This window comes from Frigoribacterium sp. 2355, from assembly GCF_054060695.1.
Window position 1 is genome coordinate 232325 of sequence record NZ_JBSSDL010000005.1, and the last position, 19826, is coordinate 252150.

19 protein-coding genes are annotated in these 19826 nt (G+C 71.7%); 6 read left to right on the forward strand and 13 right to left on the reverse strand.

Annotation, left to right across the window (positions count from 1 at the left end; all coding sequences use genetic code 11):
• Nucleotides 1-66: 66 nt before the first annotated feature.
• From ACVJ1F_RS08770 to ACVJ1F_RS08795, 6 genes are all read right to left on the reverse strand, one after another.
• Nucleotides 67-1359, reverse strand: a complete 1293-nt coding sequence (locus tag ACVJ1F_RS08770) for an LCP family protein (RefSeq protein WP_173151206.1) — start codon at nucleotides 1357-1359, stop codon at nucleotides 67-69.
• Between the two features lie 47 nt (nucleotides 1360-1406).
• Nucleotides 1407-1874, reverse strand: coding sequence for a 5-(carboxyamino)imidazole ribonucleotide mutase (gene purE, locus ACVJ1F_RS08775; RefSeq protein ID WP_173152166.1), 468 nt, complete (start codon nucleotides 1872-1874; stop codon nucleotides 1407-1409).
• Nucleotides 1875-1960: 86 nt separating this feature from the next.
• Nucleotides 1961-3130: a 5-(carboxyamino)imidazole ribonucleotide synthase gene (locus ACVJ1F_RS08780; RefSeq protein WP_456885646.1), complete on the reverse strand. Its 1170-nt coding sequence runs from the start codon at nucleotides 3128-3130 to the stop codon at nucleotides 1961-1963.
• A 75-nt stretch (nucleotides 3131-3205) separates the two neighbouring features.
• Nucleotides 3206-4510, reverse strand: coding sequence for a UDP-glucose dehydrogenase family protein (locus tag ACVJ1F_RS08785; protein ID WP_456885647.1), 1305 nt, complete (start codon nucleotides 4508-4510; stop codon nucleotides 3206-3208).
• Nucleotides 4511-4538: 28 nt separating this feature from the next.
• Nucleotides 4539-5087, reverse strand: a complete 549-nt coding sequence (locus ACVJ1F_RS08790; RefSeq protein ID WP_285062925.1) for a PH domain-containing protein — start codon at nucleotides 5085-5087, stop codon at nucleotides 4539-4541.
• A gap of 4 nt (nucleotides 5088-5091) precedes the next feature.
• Complete coding sequence (locus ACVJ1F_RS08795) at nucleotides 5092-5871, reverse strand: biotin--[acetyl-CoA-carboxylase] ligase (RefSeq protein WP_456885648.1); 780 nt, start codon at nucleotides 5869-5871, stop codon at nucleotides 5092-5094.
• 107 nt (nucleotides 5872-5978) lie between these two features.
• Between ACVJ1F_RS08795 and ACVJ1F_RS08800 the strand changes: the two genes are divergently transcribed.
• Both ACVJ1F_RS08800 and ACVJ1F_RS08805 read left to right on the forward strand, forming a co-directional pair.
• Complete coding sequence (locus ACVJ1F_RS08800) at nucleotides 5979-7592, forward strand: acyl-CoA carboxylase subunit beta (protein WP_056047698.1); 1614 nt, start codon at nucleotides 5979-5981, stop codon at nucleotides 7590-7592.
• The gene (locus tag ACVJ1F_RS08805) at nucleotides 7589-7870 is read left to right on the forward strand and encodes an acyl-CoA carboxylase epsilon subunit (RefSeq protein WP_456885649.1); all 282 of its coding nucleotides are present in this window, start codon (nucleotides 7589-7591) and stop codon (nucleotides 7868-7870) included. The genes ACVJ1F_RS08800 and ACVJ1F_RS08805 overlap by 4 nt, the downstream gene beginning before the upstream one ends.
• A gap of 274 nt (nucleotides 7871-8144) precedes the next feature.
• On the opposite strand, the gene ACVJ1F_RS08810 is transcribed toward ACVJ1F_RS08805, so the two are convergent.
• The 4 genes from ACVJ1F_RS08810 to ACVJ1F_RS08825 form a co-directional block, all read right to left on the reverse strand.
• Complete coding sequence (locus ACVJ1F_RS08810) at nucleotides 8145-9191, reverse strand: hypothetical protein (RefSeq protein ID WP_056046380.1); 1047 nt, start codon at nucleotides 9189-9191, stop codon at nucleotides 8145-8147.
• A complete protein-coding gene (locus tag ACVJ1F_RS08815) occupies nucleotides 9188-10495 on the reverse strand; it encodes a sensor histidine kinase (protein WP_456885650.1) in 1308 nt (435 codons plus the stop codon). Before ACVJ1F_RS08815 ends, ACVJ1F_RS08810 begins: the two co-directional genes overlap by 4 nt.
• Nucleotides 10485-11189 carry a response regulator transcription factor gene (locus ACVJ1F_RS08820; RefSeq protein WP_123570456.1) on the reverse strand — a complete coding sequence of 235 codons (705 nt, stop codon included), beginning with the start codon at nucleotides 11187-11189 and terminating at the stop codon, nucleotides 10485-10487. The genes ACVJ1F_RS08815 and ACVJ1F_RS08820 overlap by 11 nt, the downstream gene beginning before the upstream one ends.
• Nucleotides 11190-11266: 77 nt before the next feature.
• On the reverse strand, nucleotides 11267-12508 hold the full coding sequence (locus ACVJ1F_RS08825; RefSeq protein ID WP_056046386.1) for a class I SAM-dependent RNA methyltransferase: 1242 nt from the start codon (nucleotides 12506-12508) through the stop codon (nucleotides 11267-11269).
• 26 nt (nucleotides 12509-12534) lie between these two features.
• On the opposite strand from ACVJ1F_RS08825, the gene ACVJ1F_RS08830 reads away from it, so the two are divergent.
• The 4 genes from ACVJ1F_RS08830 to ACVJ1F_RS08845 all read left to right on the forward strand — a co-directional run bounded on the left by ACVJ1F_RS08830 (nucleotide 12535) and on the right by ACVJ1F_RS08845 (nucleotide 17667).
• Entirely contained in the window at nucleotides 12535-13224 is a 690-nt protein-coding gene (locus tag ACVJ1F_RS08830; RefSeq protein ID WP_456885651.1) for a Maf family protein, read from the forward strand.
• Between the two features lie 79 nt (nucleotides 13225-13303).
• Nucleotides 13304-15061: an acetyl/propionyl/methylcrotonyl-CoA carboxylase subunit alpha gene (locus ACVJ1F_RS08835; protein WP_456885652.1), complete on the forward strand. Its 1758-nt coding sequence runs from the start codon at nucleotides 13304-13306 to the stop codon at nucleotides 15059-15061.
• Nucleotides 15062-15121: 60 nt separating this feature from the next.
• Nucleotides 15122-15955, forward strand: coding sequence for a purine-nucleoside phosphorylase (locus tag ACVJ1F_RS08840; protein ID WP_123570460.1), 834 nt, complete (start codon nucleotides 15122-15124; stop codon nucleotides 15953-15955).
• Between the two features lie 8 nt (nucleotides 15956-15963).
• Nucleotides 15964-17667, forward strand: coding sequence for a phospho-sugar mutase (locus ACVJ1F_RS08845; RefSeq protein WP_456885660.1), 1704 nt, complete (start codon nucleotides 15964-15966; stop codon nucleotides 17665-17667).
• Nucleotides 17668-17781: 114 nt separating this feature from the next.
• On the opposite strand, the gene ACVJ1F_RS08850 is transcribed toward ACVJ1F_RS08845, so the two are convergent.
• From ACVJ1F_RS08850 to ACVJ1F_RS08860, 3 genes are read right to left on the reverse strand one after another with little or no spacing between them, the layout of a single operon-like run.
• The gene (locus ACVJ1F_RS08850) at nucleotides 17782-18054 is read right to left on the reverse strand and encodes a PTS sugar transporter subunit IIB (RefSeq protein ID WP_056046395.1); all 273 of its coding nucleotides are present in this window, start codon (nucleotides 18052-18054) and stop codon (nucleotides 17782-17784) included.
• 31 nt (nucleotides 18055-18085) lie between these two features.
• Nucleotides 18086-18532, reverse strand: coding sequence for a PTS sugar transporter subunit IIA (locus ACVJ1F_RS08855; protein ID WP_056046397.1), 447 nt, complete (start codon nucleotides 18530-18532; stop codon nucleotides 18086-18088).
• A 1-nt stretch (nucleotide 18533) separates the two neighbouring features.
• Nucleotides 18534-19655, reverse strand: coding sequence for an adenosine deaminase (locus tag ACVJ1F_RS08860; protein WP_456885653.1), 1122 nt, complete (start codon nucleotides 19653-19655; stop codon nucleotides 18534-18536).
• Between the last annotated feature and the right edge of the window lie 171 nt (nucleotides 19656-19826).

Genomic DNA, 19826 nt, shown 5'->3' on the forward strand with positions numbered 1-19826 from the left:
GAGGGGCGCCTCCTCACCCGTTCCGCTTCCGCAGACCGGCCTCGACGCACGGCCTGAGACGGGTCGTCAGGGTGCGGTGACGGACGTCGTGGCCTGCGCCACGGCGGTGCGCATCGCGTCGTAGTCCGGGTAGACGTTGTCATAGGTGGGCGGCACGAGTTCGAGACTCGTGATCTGCTGCGACTTCGCCTTGACGGCCAGGTCGACGAAGGCGGCCAGGGCACCCTGCGGGATGTCGGTGTCGACGGTCTGCACACCGGCCGACGCGACGGCCTGGAACTTCGAGAGCACCGTCGCCGGCTGGAACTGGGACAGGAGCGCCTGCTGCACCTCGCGCTGACGAGCCATGCGGTCGTAGTCGCTGGTGCCGTGCCGCGCCCTGGCGTACCAGAGGGCGTGGTACCCGTCGAGCTTCTGCTCGCCGGGCTCGATCCAGCCGTCGACGTTGATCGGCTGACCGTTGCCGTCCACGCCTCCGTTGATCGGGATGCGCTGCTGCACGTCGACCTGGATGCCGCCGAGCGCGTCGATGAGGTCGACGAAGCCCTGCATGTCGATGAGGGCGTAGTACTGCACCGTCAGGCCCGTGATGCCCTCGACGGCGTCGCGCATCGCCTCGACCCCGGGGTTGCTTCCCCTCGACTCGGCATCGGGGTAGAGGTCGGGATGCTCTTCCCCGTAGGTGTACAGGAAGCTCACGAGGCAGTCGTCACCGCAGTCGTAGCCGTCGGGGTACTCGCCGTACAGCGGCGATCCCGCGACGAAGGGCGCGTCGTACAGGTTCCGCGGGATTCCCACGATGGTGGTCGCACCGGTCTCGGCGTCGATGCTGGCGACCGAGATGCTGTCGGGACGCAGACCCGTGCGGTCGGCCCCCGCATCACCGCCGAGCAACATGATGTTGTAGCGACCGTCCACAGGAGGCGCGGCGTCGGCCCTCGAGGTGAAGAGACTGTTCAGCAGACCGTGCTGCACCCCGGCGAGGTAGGCCCCGTAGGCGGCGGGCCCGACGGTCACCACCATCAAGAGCACCATCGCTCCGGCGAGGAATCCTCGCGCCGAGGGGGCCGTCCGGACGATGCGGGCCAAGCGCAACGTGTCGACGGTCAGCACCACCCACAACACCGCGTAGTACGCGAGGAAGACCTGGACGATCGTCAGGGCGACGACGTTGGTCGCGATCTCGATCAGGGGCGAGCGGAAGGCGAACGCCAGGACGATGACGACGACCGCGACCGCCCAGAAGACCAGGGTGGAGGCGAGCCCCCACCGGCCGAGTCGGCGGCTGCCCGCGAGCACCTGGGCCGAGCCGGGCACGACCACGTTCAGCAGGACGAGCACCCACGCTCGCTTCGTCATGAAGGGCTCGGAGGTGGCGTCGGGGTGACGCACGGGCAGGGACGTGCTCACAGTGATCGGCGCAGGTCGGCGTTCTTCTGCTCGACCAGACCGGCGAGGGACTCGGCGTGACGGGCCAACCGCTCGGCGACGGCCGGGTCGTGCGTGCCGATGATGCGGGCCGCGAGCAGGCCGGCGTTGACCGAGCCACCGATCGACACGGTCGCGACGGGGATGCCCGCCGGCATCTGCACGATCGAGAGCAACGAGTCCAGACCGTCGAGCTTGGCCAGCGCGACGGGCACGCCGACCACGGGCAGGGTCGTCACCGAGGCGATCATGCCGGGCAGGTGCGCTGCTCCCCCGGCCCCGGCGATGACGACGGAGATCCCCCGACCGGCGGCGTCTCGACCGAAGGCGATCATCTTGTCGGGCGTGCGGTGCGCCGAGACGACCTCGACCTCGTGCGGGATGCCCAGCTCGGACAAGATCGTCGACGCGCCCTGCATGGTGGGCCAGTCGCTGTCGGAGCCCATGACGATCGCGACCTTCGCGGGCACGGCGGGGTCGTTCGGGCGCACGTCGGTGCTCTTCGGGTCGGACACGGACTAGAGGATAGCCGTCAGTCGGTGAAGAACTCGACAGCGGCGCGCGCCCGGAAGACGGCCTCGTCGAGGTCGTCGCCGACCACGGTGACGTGACCGACCTTGCGACCGGGCCGCGGCTCCTTGCCGTAGTCGTGGACCTTGACCGCCGGCTGGTCGGCCATGAGAGCGGGGAGACGGCCGGCCATCGACCCGGTCGCCGGTCCGCCGAGCACGTTCAACATGACGCTCCACGGGCGGTGGCAGTCCGTGTCGCCCAGGGGCAGGTCGAGCACGGCCCGGAGGTGCTGTTCGAACTGGCTCGTGGTCGACCCGTCGATCGTCCAGTGGCCGGTGTTGTGCGGCCGCATGGCGAGTTCGTTGATCAGCAGGCGCTCGTCAGTCGTCTCGAAGAGCTCGACGGCCAGGACCCCGGTGACGTCGAGCCGCTCGGCCACCGTCCGGGCGATCTCGTCGGCCAGGTCGGCCAGGCGACCGGCACTCGAGGGCGCCGGGGCGAAGACCTCGGAGCAGACCCCGTCGCGTTGGACGGTCTCGACGAGAGGCCACGGGACGATGTCGCCGCTCGGCCGACGGGCCACGAGCTGCGACAGCTCACGCCGGAACTCGACGAGCTCCTCGACGAGGAGCGCACCTCCGTTGCCGTCCTCGGCCAGGGCTCCGAACCAGTCGTCGGCTTCGTGCGCGGCCGAGACCACGCGCACGCCTTTGCCGTCGTAACCGCCCCGCGCGGTCTTGACGACCGCCCGGCCTCCGTGGTCGGCGAGGAACGCCTCGAGCTCGGAGGCGTCGTGGACGGCCGCCCAGTCCGGGACGGGCAGCCCGAGCTCGGTGAGCCGCTGACGCATGACGATCTTGTCCTGCGCGACGGCCAGCGCGGACGGCCCGGGATGCACGGGCACGCCCGCGTCGACGAGGGCGGTCAGGACCTGCTGGGGAACGTGCTCGTGGTCGAAGGTGACCACGTCGACCGTGCGGGCGAAGTCGAGGACGACGTCGACGTCGTGGTAGTCACCCACCTGTGTGGTCGCCAGCCTGGCCGAACTGCCTTCGGCCTCGGCGAGGACGCTGATCTCGATGCCGAGGTGCACGGCGGGCGGGATCATCATGCGGGCGAGCTGGCCGCCACCGATCACGCCGACACGGTTTGCCATCTGGTCCTCTTCCTGTCGTGCTCCGGGCGTCACCGGGAGAGGACGGGCTCATCCGTCGGCTTCCGGCTCGAACCATCTTGCCCGATGGTCGACCTGGCCGTCGCGAGGCTACGGTCGCCCGAGCCCCCGGAATTCGAACCCGGCCTCGCGCCATTCGGCGGGGTCGAACACGTTGCGCGCGTCGACGATGCGTCGCCGGGAGACGAGGGCGGCGACGTCGGCCGGACGCAGCGCCTTGAACTGCGTCCATTCGGTGAGGACCAGCACGAGCTCGGCGTCGCGGAGGGCGGTGGGGACGTCCCCGACGTAGGTGAGGTCGGGAGCCAGCCGGGCGGCGGTCTCGTTGGCCTCGGGGTCGTGGACGACCACGTCGGCCCCGGCGGCGTGCAGTCGTCGGGCGACGTCGAGGGCCGGCGAGTCGCGGACGTCGTCGCTGTCGGGCTTGAACGCCACCCCGAGGACGGCGACGCGCGCACCGCGCACCTCGCCGAGCAACTCGCCCGCAAGCTCGACGACGCGGTCGCGGCGGCGCAGGTTGACGGCGTCGACGTCGGCGAGGAAGTCCAGGGACTCGAGCCCCAACTCGCGCGATCGGGCCCGGAACGCCCGGATGTCCTTCGGCAGGCACCCGCCGCCGAAGCCGAGGCCGGCGTTGAGGAACCGGCGGCCGATGCGGGCGTCGTGCCCGATCGCGTCGGCCAGCTGCGTCACGTCCGCACCGGTGGCCTCGGCGATCTCGGCCATCGCGTTGATGAACGAGATCTTCGTCGCGAGGAACGCGTTGGCCGAGACCTTCACCAGTTCGGCCGTCGCGTACCCGGTCACGAGCCGGGGCGTGCCCGTCGCCAGAGCCGTCGCGTAGACCTCGTCGAGCACGGCCGTCGCCCGCTCACCGGCGTCACCGTCGGGCACTCCGTAGACGAAGCGGTCGGGCGCGACGGTGTCGGCCACGGCGAAGCCCTCGCGGAGGAACTCGGGGTTCCAGGCCAGGTCGGCCCCGGAGGAGGCGCGGACCAGATCGGCGAGTCGGCTCGCGGTGCCGACGGGAACGGTGGACTTGCCCACCACGAGGTCGCCGTCGGCGAGGTGGGGCAAGAGCCCCTGGACCGCGGCGTCGACGTAGGTGAGGTCGGCTGCGTCGCTGCCCGGGGTCTGCGGGGTGCCGACGGCGACGAAGTGGACCTGCGAACCGGCGGCGTCGGCCGGGTCGGTCGAGAACCGCAGTCGCCCCGAGTCGAGGGCCCGGCGGAGGGCCTCGGGCAGGCCGGGTTCGAAGAACGGGGCGTGACCCGACGAGAGCAGGGCGATCTTGCCCGGGTCGACGTCGATGCCGACCACGTCGTGCCCGAGGTCGGCCATGCACGCGGCGTGCACGGCTCCGAGGTAACCGCAACCGATGACTGAGATTCGCATTGTAATATCCTATATCACGCGAGCCGGATCAGATGACCCGGTCGTCGCCCCATGAGGTGGTGTCGGCGTGTCCGACGGACTGCTCGTGTTGGCGACGCTGCGCGACGCTGTTGAGGTTCGACTCCATCAGGTCGTGCAGGGTCGATTGGACGAGGTCGGCCGACGGCACGTCCCAGAGGACGAGCGGACGGTCGAGGCCGGTGTTGATCAGGACGTCTCCGCTGCGGAAGGCGCTCTGCACCGAGTTCTTGCGCACCGTGAGGTCGTAGCCGCGGCTGTGGAGCAACTCTTGACGAGTGCGCACGAACAGCCCCTTGCGCACGACGAGCCGACGCGAGGTGATGACGTAGCGCTTGCCGAGCCAGATCAGCACGGGCACCAACCAGAGCAGCACGATGAGGGCGACGGCCGCACCCAGCACGACGTAGTTCTGCCAGGCGACGTCGAAGCGACCGCCGAAGTAGCCGGTCGCGGCGCAGATGCCGACGAGCCCGAGGGATGGCCAGAACAGCACGCGGGCGTGGGGACGCAGCCGCGCGACGACGTACTCGGTCGGCTGTGGTCCGTCGCTGCTCACAGGCTCATTCATACCGCAGATGCGTGACGTCACCCGAAGCGACGGCCGTCAGCCCGCCGGTCGAGGCGGAACGCACGACCAACCGGCCCGCCTCGTCGACGTCGACGGCCTCGCCCACGAGAGCCGCGCCTCCGGGGAGTTCGACGCGGACGTCGCGCCCCAGCGTCGCGCAGTGCGTGCGCACCAGCGACAGGGCCCCGCTCGCCACGGCGTCGCCCCGGGCCGCGGCGAGGTCGGCGACGAACCGGGCCAGACCGGAGACCCAGGCCGACAGCACGGCGTCGGCGAGCTCGAGAGCCGTGCCCCGCGCACCGTGCAGACCGAGCGACGTCGAGGTCGGCGTCGGCAGCTCGTCGGCCGGCACCGTGAGGTTGACCCCGGCCCCCACGACCACGGCGCTCGCGTCGGGCCTCAGCTCGGCGAGCAGGCCGCAGACCTTGCCGCCGTCCACCTGCACGTCGTTGGGCCACTTCAGCGTGACGTCGCCACCCGGGAGCAGGCCCCGGACGGAGGCGCGCATCGCGACGCCGGCGAGGAGCGGCACCCAGCCGAGCGAGTCGACCGGCAGGTCGCCGCGGCGAAGCAGGACGCTCGCCGCGAGGGATCGACCGGGCGCGGTCTCCCATCGTCGACCGAGTCGGCCCCGCCCGGCGGCCTGGTCGAGGGTCAGCCAGGTCGCCAGGTGCGGCTCGTCTACGGCGGCCAGCAGGTCGGCGTTGGTCGATCCGGTGGACTCGAGCACCACGAGACGGGGGCTGACGGACGCGCTGAGGGGGAAGTCCATCGGGTCAGCCTAGGCGGCCTCGGTTGACGACTCCTACGACGTGCGACGCCGTCCACGCGTGGAAACCTCCAACGGATGGCTGCGGGTCGGTCAGTAGAGTGAAGCGCGTGACTCCTGACTCCGCGCCACTCACCGACGCCGCGCCCGACCTGCACACCACCGCGGGCAAGCTCGCCGATCTCAAGGCCCGCTATCACGAGGCCGTGACGGCCAGCGGCGAGGCCGCGATCGCGAAGCAGCACGCCAAGGGCAAGAAGACGGCCCGCGAACGGATCGACGAGCTGCTCGACCCGGGTTCGTTCGTCGAACTCGACGAGTTCGTCCGACACCGCACCCACGCCTTCGGCATGGAGGCCAAACGGCCCTACGGCGACGCGGTCGTCACGGGCACGGGCACGATCCACGGCCGCCAGGTCGCGGTCTACTCGCAGGACTTCACCATCTTCGGCGGCTCGCTCGGCGAGGTGGCGGGCGAGAAGATCATCAAGGTCATGCAGCTGGCCCTCAAGACCGGGGTGCCCATCATCGGCATCCTCGACTCGGGCGGAGCGCGCATCCAGGAGGGCGTCGTCGCCCTGGGCAAGTACGGCGAGATCTTCCGACTGAACACGGCCGCCTCGGGCGTCATCCCCCAGATCTCGCTGATCATGGGCCCCGCGGCCGGAGGCGCGGTGTACTCCCCCGCGCTGACCGACTTCGTGATCATGGTCGACAAGACCAGCCACATGTTCGTCACCGGCCCGGACGTCATCAAGACCGTGACGGGCGAGGACGTGGGCTTCGAAGAGCTCGGCGGAGCCCTGACCCACAACAAGGTCTCGGGCGTGTCGCACTACCTGGCGAGCGACGAGGACGACGCCCTCGACTACGCCCGCGCGCTGCTCTCGTACCTGCCCGACAACAACCTGGCCGACCCGCACGTCTTCGACGTGCCGGTCGAACTCGAGACCACCGACCACGACCGCCAGCTGAACACGCTGATCCCGGACAGCCCGAACCAGCCCTACGACGTCATGACCGTCATCGACCACGTCGTCGACGACGGCGAGTTCCTCGAGGTCCAGCCGCTGTTCGCGCCCAACATCGTCGTGGGCTTCGGCCGGGTGGAGGGCCGTCCGGTGGGCGTGATCGCCAACCAGCCGTCCGCCATGGCCGGCACCCTCAACATCGAGGCCGGCGAGAAGGCCAGTCGTTTCGTACGCTTCTGCGACGCGTTCAACATCCCGATCCTCACCCTGGTCGACGTGCCCGGATACCTGCCCGGCACGGACCAGGAATGGACCGGTGTCATCCGTCGCGGAGCCAAGCTGCTCTACGCCTACGCCGAGGCCACGGTCCCGCTCGTGACGGTGATCACCCGCAAGGCGTACGGCGGCGCCTACATCGTCATGGGGTCGAAGCAGTTGGGTGCCGACATCAACCTCGCGTGGCCCACGGCCGAGATCGCCGTGATGGGCGGTCAGGGCGCCGTCAACATCCTCTACCGCAACGAGATCAAGGCGGCGGCCGAGGCGGGCGAAGACGTGGCGGCCGTGCGCACGCGACTGGCCAACGAGTACACCTACAACGTGGCGAGTCCCTTCCTCGCCGCGGAGCGGGGCGAACTCGACGGTGTCGTCGAACCGGCCGCGACCCGCGTCGCCGTCATCAAGGCACTGCGGGCCCTCAAGACCAAGCGGGCGACCCTGCCGCCGAAGAAGCACGGGAACATCCCCCTGTGAGTGGTCGCCACGCCGCCGACTCCCCCGACACGGCGGACTCCCCCACCGACCCGGTCGAGCAGCCGTCGGCTCCCCTCATCAGGGTCGTCGCCGGGGACCCGACGCCGGACGAACTGGCGGCCGTCACGGCGCTGCTCGCCGCCGTCGCGGCCGGCCGGGCCGGATCGGCGACGACGACGTCCTCCCGACCCACGACGTCGGGCTGGACGCGATCGGCCCGGGCACCCCGTCCCGTCATCACGGCCGGAGAAGGCCGCTGGCGGGGTTTCGAGGGCTGACGCCCCCGGAACGGGGGTAGACGCAGTCATCTTCCCCCACCTGTCCCCCTAAATGACGACTGCACCCGGGGCCCCGACCCACCATGCTTGCTCTTGCTAGGTGTCTCTCTCGGAGTCACACCACCAGCAGGACCACATGGGTAGTGGATTCCTGCCGGGGGGAGTCAGGGCGACATTCGGGTTGCCGCCCTGACTCAGGGTCTCGGAAGGGCCGGACGATCGTCCGGCCCTTCCCACTTCCACCCGCCCCGTCGCGAGGCTGCCTGGTGGGTGATCAGGGCGCCGAGCGAGGGATCTGCAGCCAGAGCTGCACCTCGTCGGCGTCGTCGTCCTCGTCCGCGTCGGCCGAGACGCCCCGGCCGAGGGCGCTCGACGACAGGTCCGGCGAACCGAGCCCGACGACCGTGACGGCGTCGTCTCCCCCGCCCTGGACGGTCCGGACGATGATGCGATCGGCGAGCGAGCCGCGGAGGGCCTCGGCGAGCACGGCATGGACCCGCCGCAGGTCGGTGGGCCCGAGGTCGTCGAGGCCTCCCTCGTCGAGGAGGCTGACGACGGCCCCCCGACGACGCGCCGCCATGACCTCGTGACGCACGTCGTCGTCGAGGAGGCGGCGTCCCCGGATCTCGTCCCGGATGGCCCCCTCGAGGTTCAGGCACTCCTGGCGCTCGGCCGCGGTCAGGTCGCCGTGTCGATCGACGATGGTCTGGAGCATCGGCCGTGCCGTCCGGCCCGTCTGCAGCAGCCGGTACTGCCGCTCGTTCACGTGGGCTTCCTGCGCGGCCTGCCAGTCCGCCGCCTCGTGCTCGGCGAGGATGAACTCACGCGTCTCGCGCCCGGCACGCGTGAGCGTGCTCGACATCGCGTGACTGAAGGCGACCCAGACCACGCTGCCGACGATGCCGAGGTCGGCGATCTGTTCGGCCCCGGCCCAGAGCACCCCGTGAGCCGCCATGAATCCGACCCCGAGCCAGGCGAACCCCTGGCGGCGTCTCGTCGACACGATCACCATGAGCGTGCCCACGGCCGCCACGTACCACGTGGCGTAGCCGTTCTTCACCGAGCTGTCGAGCTCGGAGGTCACGACCAGCGGGAGGACGATGCTGACGGCGAGGCAGAACGAGGCCAGCCACACGGGCATGATGACGTGGCGGCTGGGCCACAGCACGGCCACGGTCGCCGCGGCGTACAACACCATGCATGCGACGACGGGCAGCGGATCGGTGAACCGGTCCAACGAGGCCACGGCGAGGACCAGATGGTAGGCCGAGAAGACGGCGGCGAGCGAGACGATCAGCCACCGCGGCACGGAGACCCTCACGCGACGCCCTCCGGGATGCCCGTCTCGTCGGCGCGGTCGGGCGAGGGACGGGGAGCCGGTCCCCCCTCGAGGAGGGCACCGACCGGCCACTGCAGTCGCACGAGGGTTCCGCGCCCCGGTGCCGAGTCGATGGTCGCGAGTCCGCCGGCGTTGTTCAGCCTCTCGTGGATCGACACCCGGACCCCCAGACGCTCGGTCGGCACCGTCGCCGGTTCGAAGCCCTTGCCCGTGTCGCCGACCTCGACGGTCGTGAGGCCGGTCGCGTCGCGGGTGACGTCGACCCACCGCCGGACACCGGGCGCGTCCCCGGCGTGCTGGGAACTGTTCACCAGGGCCTGCACGGCGGCCGAGTAGAGGGCCTCCGCGGCGGTGGACGGGATGCCCTCGCCCTCGATCGGGCCCCGGCGCAGCTCGACCGAGACGCCCAGGTCCGACACGGCGGCCTCGATGCGGTCGACCATGCCCGTGACCGTCGTGTCGGACTCGTCGAACGGAGTCGTGCTCGCCGCCGCCGAGAGGTGGGACATCGCGTTCCGGGCCATGTTGGTCGACAGCTCACGCTCTTCGGGCGACCAGGCCCTGGCCGCCTGGATGAAGGTCGTGAGGACGCTGTCGTGCACGATGGCGTCGACCTGCACCCGTTCGAGCTCGGTGGCGTGCTCGCGGATCGCCTCGGAGTACCGCGCGACCGCGGTCGCCTGGGCCTGGTCGACGTTCGCGGCCGCCTGGCGCAGGATCACCACGAGGATCAGGACCGCACCGCCGAGCAGGATCGCGTAGACGGAGTCGAGGGTCGCGCGCTGCGGGGAGACCGCTCCGCCCGACGGCGTCAGGCGGATGAAGCCGTAGACGGCGGGGGCGACGAAGAGGTAGCCGGTCGCGATCCAGGTGGAGAACGCCGACGCGGCCGAGGCCGTGGCGACGGTGCACAGGTACCAGAGCCAGGGCACGCTCGCCTGGACCTCGCTGGGGTCGTCGACGGCCAGGGGCCAGGTGACCAGCGCGATCAGGTAGGCGATGGCGACGAAGGCCTCGACCGTCGTCACGCCGCGCTGCACGAGGCTCGCCACGACCAACGCCAGGAACCCGCCGAACATGGCCAGGCCGATCACCCAGGCCCAGGCGAGCTGCATGCTCCCGACCTGACCGATCATCCCGGGCAGGGCCTGCAGGCCGAACACGAGACCGGCCGCGGCGATGATGCGCCCCAGCACCTTGTCGAGCAGGGCACGACTGATCGGGTTGCGCGGGGGCCGGAGGGGCCCGAGCGGGAGCGGGCCGGTCAGCCGACCCTCACCGGCCATCGCCGCCGTCCGCGTCGAGCCCCGGCAGGATGCCGTCCTCGACGGCGCGACGGAGGAGGTCGACCTTAGTGGGTGCCGGGCGTCCGACCTCGACGTACTTGACGCGGATGCGGTCGAGGTACTCGCGGGCCGTCGAGTAGCCGATGCCGAGCTGTTGGGCGGCCAGCTTCAGCGGCAGACCCGAGGCGTAGAGGTGCAGGATCTCGCGCTCGCGACGGCCGAGCTGGGCCTTGGCGAAGTCGCGGTCGGCATCGATCGCGCTCGCCCACTCGAGGTTGTTGAGCACGTCGCCGCGGGCGACCGTGGCGACCGCGGCCATGACGGTCTTCGTGGCGGAGGACTTCGGGATGACGCCGGCCGCCCCCGCGGCGAGCGCCTCACGGACCGAGGCGACCCGGTCGGCGATGCTGTGCACGAGGACGGCCGACCCCGTGGCCTGGACGCGCTTGACGTTCTCGGTGACGGTCGAGCCGTCGCCGAGCGACAGGTCGAGGACGACGACGTCGACCTCGCGACCCGCGAGGTTCTCGACGAACTCCTGCACGCCGGCGGCGGTGAGGATCACCTCGAAGCCCTCGTTCTGGCACGCGGCCTGGATGCCGAGCCGCACCGACTCGTGGTCGTCGACGACGGCGACCCGCACGGGTGCAGTCTGGCGGGTGGCGATGGGGGTCTCGGTCGTGATGTCTGACACGGTGATCCTTCGGTCGGCGTGTGCCCTGGTCCCTGAATCCCGGGCGTGCACGGGGTACATCGTAACCGGACGGCGGCTCAGGCCGGCAGCAGGCGCACCACCGTCTCGACGTGGTGCGTGTTCGGGAAGAGGTCGTACGCCTGCAGGGCGTCGAGCGCGTAGCCCCGCTCGGCGAAGAGGGCCACGTCCCGGGCGAGGGCGACCGGGTCGCACGCGACGTAGACGACCTGGGCCGGGCGGAGGGCCGCGATCTCGGACACCACGTCGCGCCCGGCGCCCGAGCGGGGCGGGTCGAGCACGACCGTCGCGGCGGCGAGGCGCTCGCGCTCGGCGTCGCTCGCCTGCGACGCGGTCTGGCGCAACCAGCGCTCGACGCGTCCCGTCACGGCCGACGCGCCGATCCACTCGGCCAGGTTCTCGGACGCGTGCTCGGTGGCCCGCTCGTCGCTCTCGACGCTCGTGATGCGCGTCCCCGCACCGAACCGGTCCCCCACGGCGGCGGCGAGGAGTCCGACCCCGCCGTACAGGTCGAGGTTGGCGCCCTTCGGGTCGAAGCGCTCCGGGTCGATCATGGTCTGCACGGCGGCGGTGAGCGTGGCCGCTGCCTCGCGGTGCACCTGCCAGAAGCCGCCGTCGTCGAGCCGGAACTCGCGGTCGCCGACGACCTCGGTGATGGTCGAGCGGGCCTGCCGCCCGATGATCAGACGCGCGCCTCCGCCGCTCGGGGCGACGACGTCGACGTGTTCCTCGCCGGGGAAGGCGTCACCCAGCGGCGCCACCTCGGCGACCTCCGGCGACGCGAGCGGCAGGTCGGGCACGTGCACGACCCGGTGCGACCGAGCCGCGTACTGACCGGGACGCCCCTCGGCGTCGAGGTGCAGGCGCAGGCGCGTGCGCCACCCGGTGCCGCCGCGCTCGTCGTCGCCGGGCAGGGCCTCGACCGAGACGCGGCCGTCGGCGTCGGCGATCCCGCCCATGCGGGTCAGCGCGTCGACCACCACGCGTCGCTTCAGCTCGCGCTGGTGGCCGAGCTCGACGTGCCCGAACTCGGCGCCGCCGGCACGGTCGGTCGGATCGACCTCGAGGGCGGCCGCGCCCCACACGTGGGGCCGACGGTGCTCGCTCGCCTCGAGGACGCGCACCGTGTCGGCCCGCCAGAACGCCTTCTTGCGGTCGTCGGTGATGCGCGCCACGACCTTCTCGCCGGGCAGGGTGTCGGTCACGAACACGACCCGCCCGTCGAGTCTGGCCACCGAGATGCCCCCGTGTGCGATGCCCGTCACGTCCAGTTCGACCTCGCGGCCCAGCATGTCTCCCATGCGTCGAGTCTGGCAGGCTGGGCGGCATGACCGTCCCGCTCTACCTGGCCAGCACCTCCCCCGCCCGTCTCGCCCTGCTGCGCGCCGCCGGCGTCGAGCCGGTGCTGATCAGTCCCGGTGTCGACGAAGAGGCCGCGGTCGCGATCGAGTCGACACGGCTCGGCCGAGCGCTCACGGCGGCCGAGACGGTGCAGCACCTCGCCAGGCTCAAGGCCGAGGCCGTGCTCGACACGGTCGTCGACGGCCGCCCCCTCGACGGGTTGGTCCTCGGGGGCGACAGCGCCTTCGAGTTCGACGGCGAGGTGCACGGCAAACCCCACGAGCCCGCCCTGGCGCTCGACCGGTGGCGCCGCATGGCCGAGATCGGCCACGGCACCCTCTGGTCGGGTCACTGGCTGGTCGACCACCGCGGTGGCGCTCCGCGCGTCACCGCCGAGACCCCCTCAGGAGGCGCGGGCCGGGTCGCGAGCGCGTCCCTCACCTTCGCCGACGACCTCGACCCGCGCGAGCTCGCGGCCTACGTCGAGACGGGCGAGCCGCTCGAGGTCGCGGGGGCCTTCACGATCGACGGTCGGGCATCCGCGTTCATCACGCACATCGAGGGCACCCCGAGCGCCGTCGTCGGACTCTCGGTGCCCGTGCTGCGGTCGCTCGTCCGGGGCTTCGGCGTGCCGTGGCACGAGCTGTGGACCTCGCCGACCGCCGGCTCCTTGTAGGTTCTGCCTCGCGCCTCCTCGTCCTTTTTGTGCACGTCAGCCAAAGGCGGACGGGGAGGGCGCAATAGGGTGGGGAACTATGCCGCGTATCAGCAAGGTCCTCATCGCCAATCGTGGAGAGATCGCCGTCCGCGTGATCCGGGCCGCGCGTGACGCCGGAATCGGCTCGGTGGCGGTCTACGCCGACCAGGACCGCGACGCCCAACACGCCCGCCTCGCCGACGAGGCCTACGCCCTGGGCGGGACGACGAGCGCCGAGACCTACCTGGTCATCGACAAGATCCTCTCGATCGCCCGCCGCTCGGGTGCCGACGCCGTGCACCCCGGCTACGGCTTCCTCGCCGAGAACGCGGACTTCGCCCGGGCCGTCCAGGCCGCGGGCCTGGTCTGGATCGGCCCGTCGCCCGAGGCCATCGAGCAGCTGGGCGACAAGGTCTCGGCCCGGCACATCGCCGAGCGCGTCGGCGCCCCGCTCGCCCCCGGCACCCTCAACCCCGTCTCGGGCGCCGACGAGGTGCTCGAGTTCGTCGACCAGCACGGCCTCCCCGTCGCGATCAAGGCGGCCTTCGGCGGCGGCGGACGCGGTCTCAAGGTCGCCCGCACCCGCGAAGAGGTCCCCGAGCTGTTCGACTCGGCCACCCGCGAGGCCGTCGCGGCCTTCGGACGCGGCGAGTGCTTCGTCGAGAAGTACCTCGACCAGCCCCGCCACGTCGAGACCCAGTGCCTGGCCGACGCACACGGGAACGTCGTCGTCGTGTCGACCCGCGACTGCTCGCTGCAGCGCCGTCACCAGAAGCTCGTCGAAGAGGCCCCTGCACCGTTCCTCACCGACGAGCAGACCACGAAGCTGTACGAGTCGTCGAAGGCCATCCTCCGCGAGGTCGGCTACGTCGGTGCCGGCACCTGCGAGTTCCTGATCGGCAAGGACGGCACCGTCTCGTTCCTCGAGGTCAACACGCGCCTCCAGGTCGAACACCCCGTGTCAGAAGAGGTCACCGGCATCGACCTCGTCCGCGAACAGTTCCGCCTCGCCGAGGGCGGCGTGCTCGACTACGACGACCCCGAGGCCCGCGGCCACTCGTTCGAGTTCCGCATCAACGGCGAGGACGCCGGTCGGGGCTTCATGCCCGCCCCCGGTCCGATCCACGTCTTCAGGGCCCCGGGCGGTCCCGGCGTCCGCGTCGACAGCGGCGTCCAGGCCGGCGACGAGATCAGCGGGTCGTTCGACTCGCTTCTCGCCAAGCTGATCGTCACGGGTTCTTCGCGCGAGGACGCCCTCGAGCGTTCCCGTCGCGCCCTGGCCGAGTTCGAGGTCGCCGGCCTGCCGACCGTGCTGCCGTTCCACCGCGCCATCGTCGACGACCCCGCCTTCGCGCCGGCCGACGGTGCAGCGTTCTCCATCTACACCCGCTGGATCGAGACCGAGTTCGACAACACCATCCCCGCGTGGAGCGGCGAGGCCGAGGCCCCCCGGCCGGCCGACGAACGCGACACCGTCGTGGTCGAGGTGGGCGGAAAGCGCCTCGAGGTCTCGCTGCCGGCGGGCCTCGGGTCGCGCACCGCGCCTCCTGCGGTCGCGCCCAAGCGCCGGGGCGCGCCCCGGTCGTCGGTCGTCACCGCGACCGGTGCCGAGGTCAAGGCTCCGATGCAGGCCACCGTCGTCAAGCTCGCGGTCGAGGCCGGTCAGCAGGTCGTCAAGGGCGACCTGGTGCTCGTCCTCGAGGCCATGAAGATGGAGCAGCCCGTCGCCGCCCACCGCGACGGCACCGTCTCGGGCATCGCGGCCGTCGTCGGCGAGACGGTCTCGTCGGGTCACGTCCTGCTCAGCATCGACTGACCCCGCGCCGGGCCCGGCGGCGACCGGGGACGCGCGTCGGCAGACCCTAGAGTGGACGCCATGTCTGAGACCACCACGCACCCGCTCGACGACCGCGCCGCCGACCCCTTCGAGGTCGCCCGCACCGCCGCCGCCGAGATCGCCGAGAAGACCGGCGTCGCCCGACACGACATCGCCCTGACGCTGGGCAGCGGTTGGGCCAAGGCCGCCGACCTGATCGGTGAGACCGTCGCCGAGGTCCCCGCGACCGAGATCACCGGCTTCGCCGCGTCGGCCGTCGTCGGCCACACGAGCTCGATCCGCAGCATCGCACTGCCCTCGGGCAAGCACGCCCTCGTCATGGGCGCCCGCACCCACTACTACGAGGGCCACGGCGTGCGTCGGGTCGTGCACGGCGTGCGCACGGCCGCCGCCACGGGCGCGACGACCATGATCCTGACGAACGGTGCCGGGGGCATCAAGGAGACCTGGAAGCCCGGCACGCCGGTGCTGATCAGCGACCACATCAACCTCACGGCGGACTCGCCCCTCGAGGGCGCGACGTTCATCGACCTGACCGACCTCTACTCGACGCGCCTCCGCGACGTCGCCCGCGGCATCGATCCCGAGCTCGACGAGGGCGTCTACACGCAGTTCCGCGGCCCGCACTACGAGACGCCGGCCGAGGTGCAGATGGCCAAGGCCATCGGCGGGCACATCGTCGGCATGTCGACGGCCCTCGAGGCCATCGCCGCGCGCCAGTCCGGCATGGAGGTGCTCGGCATGTCGCTGATCACCAACCTGGCCGCGGGCATCCAGAAGACGCCGCTCAGCCACGCCGAGGTGCTCGAGGCCGGGCGCGACGCCGAGGCCAAGATCAGCGACCTGCTCGCCCGCATCGTGGCGGCCCTGTGAGCGGCGACGTGACGGGGTCCGGCAGCGACGGCTCCCCGGTCTCGTCCGACCTCGAGCGGTTGATCGCGTCGGCCACCGCCTGGCGCGACCAGGACCCCGACGACGAGACGCGCGACGAGCTCGACCGATTGCTGACCCGGGCCGGCTCCGACGACGCCGACGCCTCGTCCGAACTCGCCGACCGCTTCGCCGGTCGCCTGCAGTTCGGCACGGCCGGCCTGCGCGGCGCCCTGGGCTCGGGTCCGAACCGCATGAACCGCGTGCTCGTGGCGCAGGCCGCGGCCGGCTTCGCGGCCTTCCTGCGGGGTCGCGAGTCGAGCCCCTCCATCGTCATCGGCTACGACGGGCGCAAGAACTCCGACGTCTTCGCGCGGGACACGGCCGAGATCATGGCCGCCGCGGGCGTCTCGGCCACGATCCTGCCCCGCGCCCTCCCGACCCCGGTGCTGGCCTTCGCCGTGCGCCACCTCGACGTCAGCGCAGGCGTCATGGTGACCGCGAGCCACAACCCGGCGCAGGACAACGGCTACAAGGTCTACCTCGGCGGTGTCGACGCCGGCTCGCAGATCGTGTCCCCGGTCGACGGCGAGATCGCCGCCGAGATCGAGAAGGCCGCGCAGTCCCCCGTCACGCGACTGGCCCGGTCCGACGACTACCGCGAGGCCGGTGACGACCTCGTCATGGAGTACGTCCGTCGCACCGCCGCGGTGGCCGGCACGGCGGCGAACGGTCGTCAGCCACGGGTCGTCTACACCGCGATGCACGGCGTCGGGTGGGAGGTCGCACGCCGCGTGTTCGCGACCGCCGGCTTCACCGAGCCGATCCCGGTCGGCGAGCAGAGCGCCCCCGACCCGGCGTTCCCGACCGTGGCCTTCCCCAACCCGGAAGAGCCCGGCGCCCTGGACCTCGCGTACGCCACGGCCGGCCGCGTCGAGGCGGACCTGGTCATCGCCAACGATCCCGACGCCGACCGGCTCGCGGTCGCGATCCCCGTCGACGGCGGCTGGCGTCGACTCAGCGGCAACGAGGTCGGCTCGCTGCTCGGCTGGCGCGCCGCAGAACGGGCACGACGAGACGACCGCGACGGCACCCTGGCCGCGAGCATCGTCTCGTCGCCCGCCCTGCGCGAGATCGCCCGGGTGCACGGGCTCGACTACGTCGACACGCTCACGGGATTCAAGTGGGTCTCCCGCGTCGGAGGGCTGCTCTACGGCTACGAAGAGGCACTCGGCTACCTCGTCGACCCCGACGTCGTCCGCGACAAGGACGGGATCTCGGCCGCGGTCGACCTCCTCGCCCTCGCCACCGAGCTGCACACGGCCGGGTCGAGCCTGGCCGAGCACCTCGTCGCCTTCGACGAGCGGTTCGGCGCCTACGCCTCGTCGCAGATCTCGATCCGGGTCGAGGACCTCGCCACCATCACGGCCCTCACCGACGGTCTCCGCCGGCGCCCGCCGTCGACGATCGGCTCGCACCGCGTCGACCGGGTGGACGACTTCCGGGACGGGTTCGGAGCCTTCCCTGCGGGCGACATCCTCCGCTACTGGCTCACCGACGGCTCACGCGTCATCGTCCGCCCGAGCGGCACCGAGCCGAAGCTCAAGGTCTACATCGACGCGTCGAGCACCGAGGGCGACGCCGTCGCCCGTCGATCCGCCGCCGAGGCGGCCGTGGCCGATCTCGACGCGGGCATGCGCGACCTCCTGGCCTGACGGTCGGGGCGGTGACCGCCCGGACGACGAGAGAGACCCCGGAAGCGCGAGCTGCGCCTCCGGGGTCTCTCTCGTCGTGGCCGGTGCGGTTCGCACCGGTGCCGCACGCCGCGGTCAGCCCAGCGACTTCTGCAGCTTCTCGGTGAGCTCCGCCTGGTCGAAGTGGTTCTGGATGACGATGACGTCGGCGAACGTGGAGCCGATCGCCTCGACGAACTCGGCCGACGTGAGGATCACCTGCGCATCGTCACCGACCGTCGCGATCGAGCCGATATCGGCCGCGACCACGTCGGCCTCGATGTCGAGCTTGGCCAGGACCCGCTCGGCGTTGACCTTGAGGATTCCGCTGCTGCCGATGCCGGCGCCGCAGATGGTGACGATCTTCATTGTGGGGAGGTCTCGATCCGTGGGAGGGCGATCAGGCGGGGACGCCCATGAGCCGCCGCACCTCGTCGACCGAGGAGGCGGCCGCGAGGGCGGGGATGACGGAGGCCTCGTTGAAGACGTTCGCCAGGTCGGCGATCGACTCGAGGTGGCCGCCGACGGTGACGATCGCGAGGCCGAGGACCACGCTGACCGGGTCGTTGTGCGGGTGCCCGAACGGAACGGGCTCGGCCAGGGTCACGACGGCCAGGCCGTCGCGGACGACGTCGTCACCCGGCCGAGCGTGGGCCAGCGCGAGACCGGGGGCGATGACCACGTAGGGGCCGTGTTCGTCGATCATGCGGACCATCTCGTCGCCGTAGCCCTCGCGGGCGGCACCGGAGTCGACCAGGGCACGACCGGCGACCCGGACGGCCTCACGCCAGTCGACGACCTGGGCGCCGATGACGACGGCCTCGTCCGGGAGCGGCGGGAGCGCCATGTCAGGCCCCCTCGAAGCCGGCGGTGATGCGGTCGGCCAGCGCCTCGCGGTCCTCGAGGGGCAGGAAGCACGACGCGGCGGCGTTGAGCTGGAAGGTCTCGTGGTCGTCGAGGTCGTAGTCGAAGGCCTGGCTGAGCAGGGCGAGCTCTTTGCAGAGGCTCGTGTCGCTCATCAGGCGGTTGTCGGTGTTGACCGTCACGCCGTAGCCGAGCTGGTACAGCAGGTCGAAGGGGTGGTCGTCGAGGTCCGTTCCCCAGGCGGCGATGGCACCGGTCTGCAGGTTCGACTGCGGCGACAACTCGAGCGGGATCTCGCGGTCGCGCACCCACGACGCGATCGGCCCGATCTCGACGGTGGAGGTCGACCCCTTGCTCGCGACGACGCGGATGTCTTCGGCGATGCGGACCCCGTGGCCGAGCCGGAGGGCCCGCCCGTCGATCAGCGCACCCCGGATGCTGTCGAGACCGTCGGCCTCGCCCGCGTGCACCGTGACGGGCATGAACTCGCGGGCCAACAGGTCGAAGGCGACCCTGTGGTCGGCGGCCGGGTAACCCGCCTCGGGACCGGCGATGTCGAAGGCCAGCACGCCGTTCTCGCGATGGCGCACGGCGAGCTGGGCGATCTCGAGCGATCGCTCGCCCTGGCGCAGCGCACTCAGGATCTGCCCGACCGAGATCTCGTACCCGTCGTCGGCCAGCGACCGCACGGCCGACGCGAAGCCCGCCTGCACGGCCTCCACCGCCTGGTCGAGGGTGAGCCCCTCCCGTTGGTGTTGCTCGGGGGCCCAGCGCACCTCGGCGTGGACGACGCCGTCGGCGGCCAGGTCGAGGACGAACTCGTGCGCGACCCGGGTCAGCTGCTCGCGGGTCTGCATGACCGCGACCGGGAGCTCGAAGGTCGCGAGGTAGTCGACGAGGGTGCCGGAGTCGGCGTTCTCGACGAACCAGCGGCGCAGCGCCTCGGGTTCGGACGCGGGGAGATCGATGCCGGCCTCGACCGCGAGGTCGACGATGGTCTCGGGCCGGAGTCCGCCGTCGAGGTGGTCGTGCAGCGAGACCTTCGGCAGGGCCGCGAGGCGCGGGCCCCCGTTCGGCAGCCGGTAGTCCTTGTCGGGAGCGCTCATGCCCTCAATCTACTAGCGCTCCGGGCGGCGACTCTGGACGCGCGCCACGAGAGAGGTGCGCTCTCCACGCGAACCGGCACCGGGCCCCCCGGGCGGGGGGGGGGGGGCGGGGGGGGGGGGGGGGGGGGGGGGGGGGGCGGGGGGGGGGGGGGCGGGCGGGGGGGCGGCCGG